Annotated in this window: 11 protein-coding genes; 2 read left to right on the forward strand and 9 right to left on the reverse strand. The window is 60.6% G+C overall.

The genetic code is table 11. The features are described 5' to 3' along the window. Positions 1-148: 148 nt before the first annotated feature. From fdhA to ACA073_RS24285, 8 genes are all read right to left on the reverse strand, one after another. Positions 149-1,348, reverse strand: coding sequence for a formaldehyde dehydrogenase, glutathione-independent (fdhA, locus tag ACA073_RS24250; RefSeq protein WP_007947729.1), 1,200 nt, complete (start codon positions 1,346-1,348; stop codon positions 149-151). A gap of 205 nt (positions 1,349-1,553) precedes the next feature. After that, positions 1,554-2,411: a formyltetrahydrofolate deformylase gene (gene purU, locus ACA073_RS24255; protein WP_497400042.1), complete on the reverse strand. Its 858-nt coding sequence runs from the start codon at positions 2,409-2,411 to the stop codon at positions 1,554-1,556. A gap of 209 nt (positions 2,412-2,620) precedes the next feature. Then, complete coding sequence (locus ACA073_RS24260; protein WP_497400044.1) at positions 2,621-3,253, reverse strand: sarcosine oxidase subunit gamma; 633 nt, start codon at positions 3,251-3,253, stop codon at positions 2,621-2,623. Between the two features lie 165 nt (positions 3,254-3,418). Continuing rightward, positions 3,419-6,436 carry a sarcosine oxidase subunit alpha gene (locus ACA073_RS24265; protein WP_497400046.1) on the reverse strand — a complete coding sequence of 1,006 codons (3,018 nt, stop codon included), beginning with the start codon at positions 6,434-6,436 and terminating at the stop codon, positions 3,419-3,421. After that, the gene (locus tag ACA073_RS24270; RefSeq protein ID WP_017341182.1) at positions 6,433-6,762 is read right to left on the reverse strand and encodes a sarcosine oxidase subunit delta; all 330 of its coding nucleotides are present in this window, start codon (positions 6,760-6,762) and stop codon (positions 6,433-6,435) included. The genes ACA073_RS24265 and ACA073_RS24270 overlap by 4 nt, the downstream gene beginning before the upstream one ends. Before the next feature lie 14 nt (positions 6,763-6,776). After that, complete coding sequence (locus tag ACA073_RS24275) at positions 6,777-8,027, reverse strand: sarcosine oxidase subunit beta (RefSeq protein WP_007947735.1); 1,251 nt, start codon at positions 8,025-8,027, stop codon at positions 6,777-6,779. Positions 8,028-8,050: 23 nt separating this feature from the next. After that, a complete protein-coding gene (glyA, locus tag ACA073_RS24280) occupies positions 8,051-9,304 on the reverse strand; it encodes a serine hydroxymethyltransferase (protein WP_497400048.1) in 1,254 nt (417 codons plus the stop codon). Positions 9,305-9,588: 284 nt separating this feature from the next. After that, positions 9,589-10,299: a TraX family protein gene (locus ACA073_RS24285; protein WP_497400050.1), complete on the reverse strand. Its 711-nt coding sequence runs from the start codon at positions 10,297-10,299 to the stop codon at positions 9,589-9,591. A gap of 133 nt (positions 10,300-10,432) precedes the next feature. On the opposite strand from ACA073_RS24285, the gene ACA073_RS24290 reads away from it, so the two are divergent. Both ACA073_RS24290 and ACA073_RS24295 read left to right on the forward strand, forming a co-directional pair. Next, a complete protein-coding gene (locus ACA073_RS24290; protein ID WP_497400052.1) occupies positions 10,433-11,473 on the forward strand; it encodes a threonine aldolase family protein in 1,041 nt (346 codons plus the stop codon). A gap of 323 nt (positions 11,474-11,796) precedes the next feature. Next, positions 11,797-12,621 carry an SDR family oxidoreductase gene (locus tag ACA073_RS24295; RefSeq protein ID WP_497400054.1) on the forward strand — a complete coding sequence of 275 codons (825 nt, stop codon included), beginning with the start codon at positions 11,797-11,799 and terminating at the stop codon, positions 12,619-12,621. Positions 12,622-12,739: 118 nt separating this feature from the next. On the opposite strand, the gene gbcB is transcribed toward ACA073_RS24295, so the two are convergent. Then, positions 12,740-13,840, reverse strand: a complete 1,101-nt coding sequence (gene gbcB / locus ACA073_RS24300; RefSeq protein ID WP_497400056.1) for a glycine betaine monooxygenase reductase subunit — start codon at positions 13,838-13,840, stop codon at positions 12,740-12,742. Between the last annotated feature and the right edge of the window lie 111 nt (positions 13,841-13,951).

Genomic DNA, 13,951 nt, shown 5'->3' on the forward strand with positions numbered 1-13,951 from the left:
ACGGGCGGAAAAGCTGCCGTTTTGACCGGGCTTCCGTCGGCATGTTCCTCAGCGCTGCGCCCATTTTTAACCCGCTCGTCAGCGGATTGATGTATGACTCCAACAAAAACGGCGACCCGAGGGTCGCCGTTTGGTATTGCGTGGAGCCTTATGCCGCGCTGAACAGCTTGTGCGGATCAATCACAAACTTCTTCGGCACGCCCGCATCGAACTCGCCATAACCACGTGGCGCGTCATCCAGACTGATGACTTCCACACCGACGATGTCAGCAATATGGATGCGGTCCCACATGATCGCCTGCATCAGCTGGCGGTTGTATTTCATCACCGGGGTCTGGCCAGTGTGGAAGCTGTGGGATTTGGCCCAGCCCAGACCGAAGCGAATGCTCAGGCTGCCCATTTTCGCGGCGGCGTCCACGGCACCCGGATCTTCGGTCACGTACAGGCCAGGGATACCGATTTTGCCGGCGACCCGAACCACGCCCATCAGCGAGTTGAGCACGGTGGCCGGGGCCTCGTGTTTCACACCGTCATGGCCGTGACCGCGCGCTTCGAAGCCCACGGCATCGACGGCGCAATCCACTTCTGGCTCGCCCAGCAGGGCAGCGATTTGTTCGTGCAGCGGGGTGTCCAAAGACAGGTCGGCGATTTCGAAACCCTGGGCCTTGGCGTGTGCCAGGCGGACGGTGTTTACGTCACCGATGATCACCACCGCCGCGCCCAGCAGGCGAGCGGAAGCGGCAGCCGCCAGACCGACCGGACCGGCACCGGCGATGTACACCGTGCTGCCCGGACCCACGCCAGCGGTCACTGCGCCGTGGTAACCGGTTGGCAGGATGTCGGAGAGGCAGGTCAGGTCGCGAATCTTTTCCATCGCGCGATCGCGATCTGGCAGTTTCAGCAGGTTGAAGTCGGCGTACGGCACCATCGCGTACTCAGCCTGGCCGCCGGTCCAGTCGCCCATGTCGACGTAACCGTAAGCACCGCCCGGACGCGCCGGGTTAACGCTGAGGCAAACGCCGGTGTGCATTTCCTTGCAGGAACGGCAGCGCCCGCAAGCCACGTTGAACGGTACGGACACCAGGTCGCCGATCTGCAGGTTCTCGACGTCGCTGCCCTTCTCGATCACTTCACCGGTGATTTCGTGGCCTAGTACCAGGCCGGTCTGAGCGGTGGTACGACCGCGCACCATGTGCTGGTCCGAACCACAGATGTTGGTGGAAACCACACGCAGGATAACAGCGTGGTTAATCTTCCTGCCGCGCGGGTCCTGCATTTTCGGATAGTCGATTTTCTGTATTTCGACTTTGCCATTGCCGAGATACACCACACCACGATTGCCAGACATGCTTTCACCTCGTTGTTGTTTTTATGTAGCGGTCGCGTCGCCATGGATCGGCGGCGCGTTGATTGCTCGGGTTATTGCCTGTGTGTCTTGTGTTGTTTGTTCGGGCCTCTTCGCGAGCAAGCCCGCTCCCACAGTGGATCGGGTTAGCCCACGTTTCGTGAACAACACGAAACCCTGTGGGAGCGGGCTTGCTCGCGAAGGCGATCTAAAGAACGACGGTGCGATTGGCGTTGAGAAACACCCGTCGCTCAATGTGATAACCCACGGCCCGCGCCAGGGTCAGCCCCTCGATATCCCGCCCCTTGGCGATCAGGTCTTCCGGATAATGGCTGTGATCCACCACCTCCACGCCCTGAGCGATGATCGGGCCTTCGTCCAGGTCGTTGTTGATGTAATGCGCCGTGGCGCCGACCAGCTTCACGCCTTTGTTATAGGCCTGGTGATACGGCTTGGCGCCTTTGAAACCGGGCAGCAGGGAGTGATGGATATTGATCGCCTTGCCATCAAGTTTGCGGCACAGCTCCGGCGACAGAACCTGCATGTAGCGCGCAAGGATCACCAGTTCAGCGCCAGACGCCTCGATGACCTGCAACACCTGACGCTCCTGCGATGGCTTGTCGTTCGGGTCGAGCGGGAAGTGGTAATACGGAATCTGGTGCCAGTCGGCCAGCGGCTTGAGGTCCGGGTGGTTGGAGACCACGGCGGCGACGTCCATCGACAACTGACCGATGCGTTGGCGGTAGAGCAAATCGTTGAGGCAGTGATCGGCCTTGGAAACCATGATCACCACTTTTGGCCGATGGTGCGGCGGGGTCAGTTCGAAGATCATGCCGAAGGCCTGGCCACGTTCTTCAAGGCCTGCTCGGAAGGCTTGTTCGTCAAAGCCGTCGGGCTGACGGAATTCCACGCGAATGAAGAAACGGCCCGAAAGCCGGTCATCGAAGGAATGGTGCTCGGTGACGTAGCAGCCCTGCTCGAACAGAAAGCGGGTCACCGCGTCCACGGTGCCGAGAACGCTTGGGCAGTCGGCGGTCAGAATCCATGTGTCTGGGGCGCGGCTCATAGTGCGGTGACTCCTGTTCGAAAATACCTGCACAACTTCAAGGCTGCGCAGGATCTTGTGGCGAGGGGATTTATCCCCGTTGGGTTGCGAAGCAGCCCCAAAATTTGCAACTAAGGTGTATCAGGCACACCGCAGGCAATGGCTTTGGGGCGGCTACGCCGCCCAACGGGGATAAATCCCCTCGCCACAAGAGCCCTCTCACTTGCAAATCAGGCCTGAACGCTAAGGCCGTACTCAGCCGCCGCATCCTGCAACCACAACCACCAGTAATCCGAGAAGCTGCGGCGGATCAGCAGTTCCCAGGTGTCTTCGGCGGTGTGGCGGATCACCAGTTGCGATTTGGCAAACACGGTTCCCACTGCCTTGCCCACCGGGAAGCTGTTCGGGTGCACGTCGTAGCTGGTGGATTTCATCAGCACCTGACGCACGTTCGGGCCGCTCAGTTCGAGGATCTGCTGGCCACCGCTGACGTTGACGATCTGGATGTGCAGGTCGCCCAGTGCTTCACGCAGTTTTTGCTCGGCGGCGAACTCTTCGCCGCTTGGCACGATCAGCAGCCATTCATCCGGCCCCATCCATTGCAGGCTGGTTTCGCCTTTGACGATGACGGCCAACGCGCCGGGCAATTCAATGCCCAGAGCCTTGTGTACGCCAGCGGCAAACGCGGCATCGTGGCCATCACCACGAATGGTCAGATGGCCGAGGAGTTTTTTCTCACGCACGATCACGCCGGCGCTTTTACGGCCCTTGCCCACCAGGCTGGCGAGGTCGGCATGATGCAGCGACGACTCGGCCTTGGCCCCGGTGGTTGGGCGTTGTTGGTAAACATTGGCTGCGGTCATAAAGCACCTTTCCTGAATTCTGTTGGTTCCTGTGGAGGCTGTTCTGCCGCCTTCGCGAGCAAGCCCGCTCCCACATTCGACCGCGTACCCATTGTGGGAGCGGGCTTGCTCGCGAATCGCTCAGACGACTCGGTGCAACTGCCCGCCCACAGGACCCGAGGCCACTTAAACGTTCTGGCGATCACCTTTCGGATCGAAGAACACCGAAGAAACGATTTCCGCCTCGATCACGCTGCCATCCGCCAACGGTGCGAACACCCGCTCACCGATGCGCTTCAAACCGCCTTTCACCACGCCCATGGCAAACGAATAGCCGAGGGAGTTGTGCAGGTAGCTGGAGGTGACGTGACCGACCATGGTCATCGGGATCGTCTGCTTGGTGTTGAACACCAGTTGCGCCCCTTCCGGCAGCCATTTGGTCGGATCGATCGGTTTCAGGCCGACCAGTTGTTTGCGCTGATCACGTACGCAGTCTTCGCGGTTCATGCCACGCCAGCCGATCCACGAGAACGGTTTGGTGCGACCGACACACCAGCCCATGTTCAGGTCGTCCGGGGTCATCGAGCCGTCGGTATCCTGACCGACGATGATGAAGCCCTTCTCGGCCCGCAGGATGTGCATGGTTTCGGTGCCGTACGGCGTCAGGTTGTACTGCTTGCCGGCCTCGACGATTTTCTCGAGCACGCCCATCGCATAGTCGGCTTGCACGTTGACTTCGTACGACAGCTCACCGGTAAACGAGATCCGGAACACCCGCGCCGGCACACCGCCGACCAGGCCTTCTTTCCAGGTCATGAACGGGAACGCTTCGTTGCTCAGGTCGATGTCGGTGACTTCGCTGAGCAGCTTGCGGCTGTTCGGCCCGGACAGGGTCATGGTTGCCCAGTGATCCGTCACAGAGGTGAAGTACACCTTCAGGTCTGGCCATTCGGTCTGTTGGTAGATTTCCAGCCATTGCAGCACGCGTGCGGCGCCGCCAGTGGTGGTGGTCATCACAAAATGGTTGTCGGCGAGACAGGCGGTGACGCCGTCGTCGAACACCATGCCGTCTTCTTTGCACATCAGGCCGTAACGGGCCTTGCCCACATCGAGCTTGGTCCAGGCGTTGGTGTAGATGCGGTTGAGGAACTCACGCGCATCCGGGCCCTGAATGTCGATCTTGCCGAGGGTCGAAGCGTCCAGCAGGCCGACGCTGTCGCGCACGGCTTTGCATTCGCGTTTCACGGCGGCGTGAATGTCTTCACCGTTTTTCGGGAAGTACCACGGACGTTTCCACTGACCGACGTCTTCGAACTCGGCACCATTCTTCACGTGCCAGTGATGCAGCGCAGTGAAGCGGACGGGTTCGAAGATATGCCCACAGTGACGGCCGGCCACGGCGCCGAAGGTCACCGGCGTGTAGTTCGGACGGAACATGGTGGTGCCCATCTGCGGGATGGTCACGTTCAGCGAACGGGCGGCGATGGCCAGACCGTTGACGTTGCCGAGCTTGCCCTGATCGGTGCCGAAGCCCAGTGCGGTGTAGCGTTTGACGTGCTCGACCGACTCGAAGCCTTCGCGGGTTGCCAGCTCGATGGCGGCGGCGGTGACGTCGTTTTGCAGGTCGACGAATTGCTTCGGCGCCCGTGCGGTGTTCTTTTCGTGCGGCACCTGGAACAGCGCCAGTGTTGGCTCTTCCAGACGGCTCAAGGCCTTCGGCAAGGTGCCTTCGACCACGCTGAAACCGGCTTCGCTGGCTGCGCGAGCGCCGCCTTCAAAACCATCGGCCAAGGAATCACCGAGACCATAGACGCCGTTGATGCCACCGACGCACACGCGTTTCTGCGGTGCTTCGCCCGGTACGAAACCGAGGATGTCTTCACGCCAGATCGGCTTGCCGCCCAAGTGCGAAGCCAGGTGAACCACCGGGCTGTAACCGCCGGAACTGGCGATCAAATCGCAATCGAGCCACTCACCAGGACTGGTCACGGTGTGTGCTTTGACATCGATCGCGGCAACGCGAGCGGCGGTCACGTGCTTGCTGCCACGGGCCTCGATCACGGCGCTGCCGGTCAGGATGCGAATGCCTTTGGCGCGGGCTTCTTCCACCAGCGCACCACGCGGATTGCTGCGAGCATCGGCGATGGCCACCACTTGCAGGCTGGCGTCGAGCCAATCCAGCGCAACGCGGTAGGCGTGATCGTTGTTGGTCGACAGCACCAGTTTTTTGCCCGGTGCCACGCCGTAACGACGTACGTAAGTCGATACAGCGCCGGCGAGCATGTTGCCCGGTACGTCGTTGTTGCCGTAAACCAGTGGACGTTCGTGAGCGCCAGTCGCCAGCACCACGCGCTTGGCGCGAACCCGGTGAATGCGCTGACGCACCTGGCCAATCGGTGCGCGGTCGCCGAGGTGATCGGTCAGGCGCTCGTGAATGGTCAGGAAGTTATGGTCGTGGTAACCGTTGACCGTGGCGCGCGGCAACAGCAGCACGTCCGGGGTGTCTTTCAGTTCGGCGATGACATTGGCGACCCACTCGCTGGCAGGCTTGCCGTCGAGGCTTTCGCGGGAATCGAGCAGGCTGCCGCCAAACTCTTCCTGTTCATCGGCGAGGATCACGCGGGCACCACTGCGCGCAGCGGCCAAGGCAGCGGCCAGGCCAGCAGGGCCACCGCCGACGATCAGCACGTCGCAGTGCTGGTTCATGTAGTCGTAGGTGTCCGGATCGTTCTCGGTCGGCGAACGGCCAAGACCGGCAGCCTTACGGATGTACTTCTCGTAAGTCATCCAGAACGATTGCGGGTACATGAAGGTTTTGTAGTAGAAGCCCGGCGGCATCAGCTTGCCGCCGACCTTGCCGAGAATTCCCATCATGTCGTTGTTCACGCTCGGCCAGCCGTTGGTGCTGGTTGCGACCAAACCTTGATACAGCGCTTGTTGCGTGGCGCGTACGTTCGGGATCTGCGTGGCTTCGGTCGCGCCGATCTGCAGCACCGCGTTCGGCTCTTCAGCGCCAGCAGCGAAGATGCCGCGCGGACGGGAATACTTGAAGCTGCGACCAATGATGTCGACACCGTTGGCCAGCAGTGCAGCGGCCAGCGAATCGCCTTCAAAGCCTTTGTAGACCTGGCCGTTGAAGGTAAAGCTCAGCACTTTGTTGCGGTCGATCCGTCCGCCGTTGGACAGGCGATTGATCTGGCTCATACCTTCTCTCCCAGAGCCGTGGTGGCCGCTTTCGGGCTATCGGTCTTGTCGGTGAATTGTGGCTTGGTGCCGATCTTGTAGGTCTCGAGAATCTCGTAGGTCACGGTGTCGCGGGTGGCGTTGAAGTACTGGCGGCAACCGGCAGCGTGAATCCACAGTTCGTGGTGCAGTCCGCGAGGGTTATCGCGGAAGAACATGTAGTCGCCCCACTCCTCGTCGGTGCAGGTGTTCGGGTCCAGTGGGCGCGGGATGTGCGCCTGGCCGGATGCGTGGAATTCCTCTTCGGAGCGCAGCTCGCCGCAGTGAGGACAGAAGATATGCAACATGGGGATTTCTCCTGTTAGTGGGCAACCGCAGCAGCGCCGTGTTCGTCGATCAACGCACCGTTGTGGAAACGGTCGATGGAGAATGGTGCGGCCAATGGGTGCATTTCACCCTTGGCCAGGCTCGCGGCAAACACGTTGCCCGAGCCAGGTGTGGCCTTGAAGCCACCGGTGCCCCAACCGCAGTTGAAGAACATGTTCGGCACCGGGGTTTTGGAGATGATCGGGCAGGCATCCGGGGTGGTGTCGACGATGCCGCCCCACTGCCGGTTCATGCGTACGCGGGACAGTACCGGGAACATCTCGACGATGGCCTGGATGGTGTGTTCGATCACCGGGTACGAACCGCGCTGGCCGTAGCCGTTGTAGCCGTCGATACCGGCGCCGATCACCAGGTCGCCCTTGTCGGACTGGCTGATGTAACCGTGCACGGCGTTGGACATGATCACGCTGTCGATAATCGGCTTGATCGGCTCGGACACCAGCGCTTGCAGCGGGTGGGATTCGATCGGCAGACGGAAACCGGCGAGTTTGGCCATGTGCCCGGAGTTACCGGCGGTCACTACGCCGACGCGCTTGGCGCCGATGAAGCCCTTGTTGGTTTCAACACCGATGCACACGCCGTTTTCCTTGCGGAAACCGATCACTTCGGTTTGCTGGATCAGGTCGACACCGAGTGCGTCAGCAGCACGGGCAAAGCCCCACGCCACGGCATCGTGACGGGCCACGCCGCCGCGACGCTGAACGGTGGCGCCCATGACTGGGTAGCGGGTGTTTTTTGAGCAGTCGAGGTACGGAATCTCGTCGGCAACCTGTTTGGCATCGAGCAGTTCGCCGTCCACGCCGTTAAGGCGGTTGGCGCTGACCCGACGCTCGGAATCACGAATGTCTTGCAGGGTGTGGCACAGGTTGTAGACGCCGCGCTGAGAGAACATCACGTTGTAGTTCAGGTCCTGGGACAGGCCTTCCCACAATTTCATCGCGTGTTCGTACAGGTGCGCCGATTCGTCCCACAGGTAGTTGGAGCGAACGATGGTGGTGTTGCGCGCGGTGTTACCGCCGCCCAGCCAGCCTTTCTCGACCACGGCCACGTTGGTGATGCCGTGTTCCTTGGCCAGGTAGTAGGCCGTGGCGAGACCATGCCCGCCACCGCCGACGATGACCACGTCATAGACCTTTTTAGGGGTCGGCGTGCGCCACATTTTCTGCCAGTTTTCGTGATGGCTGAGGGAGTGTTTGAAGAGGCCGAAGCCCGAGTAGCGTTGCATAGTCATTTACTCCAAAACCGCGCTCAGCGATAAACCGGGAAATCCGCGCACAGGGCCGACACTTGCTGCGCGACATTGGCCTCGACATCGGCGTCGCCGAGGTTGTCGAGGATGTCGCAAATCCAGCCGGCCAGCGTGACGCACTGGGTCACCTTGAAGCCGCGCGTGGTCACCGCCGGGGTGCCGATGCGCAGGCCGGAAGTGACGAACGGCGACTGTGGATCGTTCGGGACGGCGTTCTTGTTCACGGTGATGTGGGCGCGACCGAGTGCTGCGTCCGCCTCTTTGCCTGTGAGGCCCTGGCGGATCAGGCTGACCAGGAACAGGTGGTTGTCGGTGCCGCCGGACACTACATCGTAGCCGCGTTTGATAAATACGCCGGCCATGGCCTGGGCGTTGTCGATCACTTGTTGTTGGTAAGCCTTGAAACCAGGCTCCAGCGCTTCCTTGAAGCACACTGCTTTACCGGCGATGACATGCATCAGCGGGCCGCCCTGGGCACCCGGGAACACTGCCGCGTTGAGCTTTTTCTCGATCTCTTCGTTGGACTTGGCCAGGATCAGGCCGCCACGCGGACCGCGCAGGGTCTTGTGGGTGGTGGTGGTGACCACGTCGGCGTACGGCAGCGGGTTCGGGTACAGACCGGCAGCGACCAGACCGGCGACGTGAGCCATGTCGACGAACAACAGCGCACCGACCTTGTCGGCGATCTGGCGGAAGCGCGGGAAGTCGAGGGTCTTGGAGTAGGCCGAGAAACCGGCGACGATCATCTTCGGCTTGCATTCGACGGCCAGGCGCTCGACTTCGTCGTAGTCGATCAGCCCGGTTTTGGTGTCGATACCGTACTGCACGGCGTTGTACAGCTTGCCCGAGGACGACACCTTGGCGCCGTGGGTCAGGTGACCGCCATGGGCCAGGCTCATGCCAAGAATGGTGTCGCCGGCTTGCAGCAGGGCCAGGTACACCGCGCTGTTGGCCGAGGAGCCGGAGTGCGGCTGCACGTTGGCGAAATCGGCGCCGAACAGTTGCTTGGCGCGTTCGATGGCCAGGGCTTCCACCTTGTCGACGTGCTCGCAGCCACCGTAGTAGCGCTTGCCCGGATAGCCTTCGGCGTATTTGTTGGTCAGGCCACTGCCTTGCGCTTCCATGACGCGTTTGCTGGTGTAGTTTTCGGACGCGATCAGCTCGATGTGATCTTCCTGGCGTTGCTCCTCGGCATTCATCGCCGCCAGCAGTGCATCGTCGTAGCCTTTGATCTGGTCTTGCTTGCTGAACATCGCGTCTCTCCCAGCGGCGGCGGTGCGCCATTCGTCTCGGTGAGGCACGTACCTGTCGGCAGTGCCCTTTGACGTGATGGTATGACCGGCGCAGACAGGTCAAATGCCTACGGACGCCACGCAAAGGTGCGTTTACGACATGGCGGGAAATGGCATGCCGAACACACTCCTCAAATCAGCAAAGAACCCCTGTGGGAGCGGGCTTGCTCGCGAAGGCAGTGTGCCAGTCGACAACAATGCTGAATGACACACCGCATTCGCGAGCAAGCCCGCTCCCACAGGGGTTATGCGGCGATTTCGCGGACGAGTAGCAGAAGTAGAAAATGCAGCGGATACAAGGCATACGCCCAACGCCGCATTGGCGGCGGCTTGAAACGGCTGGCATGTCGCAACAAGACCAGCCCCAGCAATGGCGCAATCAGACAAGTGGCGATGCCAAGGATGGCTGCACTGTTACCGAGCCGAGCAGAGTAAAACAGCACCTCCCATTGATTGGACGCCAGGCACACCAGCCCCGGCAACAGGCTGAAATACCAGCGCCGCTTGATCACCAGCAACATCGCCAGCGGCAGCAGGACGCCGAAGAAACCAAACATCAGCCACTCCGGGAACAGCGCCGCCAGCGTCAGGGCGCTGACCGCGAGCACTCGCGATTGCAGCGTCTTGAGCTGCCAGCCCCGCGCGACCAACAGACCAAGCGCCAGCGTGGGCAACACGTTCAACGTGTCGGGATCAGGAATGAACATCCGGTAAGGGATTTCACTTAACGCACTGAACAGCAACAACCAACCCAAATACCGCCATTGATGCGTTATTTCCCGTGCCCGCGAAACATTCGCCGCCATCGCCAGACAGAACCAGGGAAACGCCAGTCGGCCTGGAACATAGAGGATATCGACGGAATAACCGACATATCGCAGGTGATCGAGCACCATGCTCAGCAGCGCCAGCCACTTCAGCAGATCCAGTGCCCCATCCCTTTGCCTCATGTGCATAATTGCCCGTCGTCTTTGTAATTTTTTGTCAGACGCATCCCGTGCGCTTCCCGGATGATCTTCGGTACAGTGCGCACCATCATTGACCACGAGGCGCTTCACCATAAGCGTCTCGATCACGGAAAGCAGGGCCATGACCGATAAGAGCCAACAATTCGCCAGCGACAACTATTCCGGTATCTGCCCTGAAGCCTGGGCGGCGATGGAACAGGCCAACCACGGCCACCAGCGCGCTTACGGCGATGATGAATGGACCGCCCGCGCGTCCGATCAATTCCGCAAATTGTTCGAAACCGACTGCGAAGTGTTCTTCGCGTTCAACGGCACTGCGGCCAACTCGCTGGCCCTTTCGTCGTTGTGCCAGAGTTACCACAGCGTGATCTGCTCGGAAACCGCCCACGTCGAAACCGACGAATGCGGCGCGCCGGAGTTCTTTTCCAACGGCTCCAAACTGCTGGTCGCCCGCACCGAAAACGGCAAGCTGACCCCGGAATCGATCCGCGAAGTGGCCCTCAAGCGCCAGGACATCCACTACCCGAAACCGCGCGTCGTGACCCTGACCCAGGCCACCGAAGTCGGCAGCATCTACACCCCGGAAGAAATCCGCGCCATCAGCGCCACCTGCAAAGAGCTGGGCCTGAACCTGCACATGGACGGCGCGCGCTTCTCCAACGCCTGCGCGTACCTCGGCTGCTCGCCAGCGGACCTGACCTGGAAGGCCGGCGTCGACGTGTTGTGCTTCGGCGGCACGAAAAACGGCATGGCGGTGGGTGAGGCGATTCTGTTCTTCAACCACAAACTGGCCGAAGATTTCGACTATCGCTGCAAACAGGCCGGGCAACTGGCGTCCAAGATGCGCTTCCTCTCGGCGCCGTGGGTCGGGATTCTGGAAAACGACGCCTGGCTCAAATACGCCCGCCACGCCAACCACTGCGCGCAGTTGCTGGCTGAACTGGTCAGCGACATTCAGGGCGTGGAACTGATGTTCCCGGTGCAGGCCAACGGCGTGTTCCTGCAACTCTCGGAACCGGCCATCGCCGCGCTGACCGCCAAGGGCTGGCGCTTCTACACCTTCATCGGCAACGGTGGCGCACGTTTCATGTGCTCATGGGACACCGAAGAAGAGCGTGTGCGGGAATTGGCGGCGGATATTCGCGAAGTCATGTCCCGCTGATCACCGACATGAAATGAAACCCTGTGGGAGCGGGCTTGCTCGCGAATGCGTCATATCAGTCAGCATCAATGGCGGATGACAAACCGCATTCGCGAGCAAGCCCGCTCCCACAGGATCGTCGCAAACCAGCCAACGCGGTCTGCCTGACAGACTGCATCCTCAGTATTTGGGGCCGCTTTGCAGCCCAGCGGGAGCAAGCTCCCTCGCCACAAAAGCTCATTAGCCACTCACCACTTACCACTTACCACTTACCACAGCGTCTTGGTCTACATTGTCCTGCGAGCCGTTCCAGCACTCAGACAATAACAATCAGGAGCCTACGCATGTCATTACAAGGCAAAACCCTGTTCATTACCGGCGCCAGCCGCGGGATTGGTCGTGAGATCGCGCTGCGCGCCGCACGGGATGGGGCCAACATTGTGATTGCGGCCAAAAGTGCCGAGCCGCATCCGAAGCTGCCGGGTACGATTTTCAGCGTGGCGAGGGAAGTTGAGGCCGTAGGCGGCAAGGCGCTGGCCTTGCAGGTTGATGTACGCGATGAGGTCGCGGTGCGTGAAGCACTGGCCCGGGCCAACGAGCATTTCGGTGGCATCGATGCGCTGATCAACAACGCCGGCGCAATCAAGCTGACCGGCGTTCAACACATCGAGCTCAAGCGCTTTGACCTGATGCACCAGATCAACACCCGCGCCGTGTTGCTGTGCAGCCAGGCCGCCCTGCCCTACCTGAAGAAGAGCAGGGGCCATATCCTCAACCTGTCGCCGCCGCTGAACCTGGCGACCAAGTGGTTCGCCCAATACAGCCCGTACACCGTGACCAAATACGGCATGAGCATGCTCACTTTGGGCATGAGCGAGGAATTCAAGAACTACGGCATCAGCGTCAACTCGCTGTGGCCGCAGACCATGATCGCCACCGCCGCCATCGAGTTTCAGCTGGGCTCTCGCGAGTCCTTCAAACATGCGCGCACGCCCGCGATCATGGCGGACGCCGCCCACGTGATTCTGGACAGCAGCGGTCGCAGCATCACCGGTCGGTTGCTGATTGATGAGGAAATACTTCGGGAGAACGGCATAACCGGGTTCGAACACTATCGGTTCGACCCCGACAGCAGCGACAAGCTGATGCCGGACCTGTTTGTGGATTGAAACACGAACCATTGTGGGAGCGGGCTTGCTCGCGAAAGCGTCGGATCAGTCAATATTGATTTGAATGACACACCGCATTCGCGAGCAAGCCCGCTCCCACCCGGTTCCATAGTGTGTATCAAAACTCGATGCGCACGTCGCCCTTGGGCACGCTGCAGCACGACAGGATGAACCCTTCGGCTTCGTCTTCTTCGGTGATCCCGCCGTTGTGTTCCATTTCGACTTCGCCACCCAGCTTCATCACCTTGCACGTCCCGCAGATCCCCATCCCGCAAGCCTTAGGAATCAACAGACCCAGCTTGGCAGCAGCGGCGTGGACCGTTTCCCCCGGTGCAACGCGAATGCTCTTGCCGGACGCGGTGAATTCCACTTGATGCAGATCCGCCACGTCGATGTCCGGTGCATCTGCTGCAATTTCGGCTTGCTCCACCGCATCGGCACGGGCTTCCGCAGGCGTGGCCCCGAAGGATTCCTCGTGATAACGCGACATGTCAAAACCAGCGGCTTCGAGCATGCGTTTGACCGCGTTCATGTAAGGCGTCGGCCCGCAGCAGAACACTTCGCGCTCAAGGAAGTCCGGCGCCATCAGCTCCAGCATCTTGTGATTCAGATAGCCGCGATAACCGGCCCACGGCTCGCCCAGACCATGTTTCTCGCAGATCAGGTGCAGGCTGAAGTTGTCGATCCGCGACGCCATGTGTTCCAGCTCGCGGTGGTAAATGATGTCCTTGGGCGAACGGGCGCTGTGGATAAACACCATGTCGACGTTGCCGTTGGTGTCGTAGAACCAGCGCGTCATCGACATCACCGGCGTAATGCCGACGCCACCGCTGAGGTAGAGCACCTTCGGCGCGGTGAAGTCCATGGCGTTGAACAGCCCGACCGGCCCGTGCACCGCCAGCTCCTGACCTTCATGCAGGGTGTCGTGCAGCCAGTTCGACACCTTGCCGCCCGGCACCCGCTTGATCGTTACCGAAAAGCTGTACGGCACCGACGGCGAGCTGGAAATGGTGTATGAACGCATGATCGGCTGGCCTTCGATCTCCAGCTCCAGGGTGACAAACTGCCCCGGTTTGAAGAAGAACAGGATCGGCTGGTCGGCCATGAAGCAGAAGGTGCGCACGTCCCAGGTTTCCTGGATGACTTTGACGCAACGGACGATGTGTCGACCATTGGCCCAGGTCTGGGTGGTTACCGGATTCAGGAAGCTGTTGGACATGCTGTTCTCCACCGCCGATGGTCGGCCTTATGTTGACGATTTTGCGTATAGCGCGAACCACCCATTTACCTATCTGCGACATTCACATACTTATCGCGACCAGCCCCCAAC

This window comes from Pseudomonas sp. LBUM1670 (assembly GCF_059695695.1).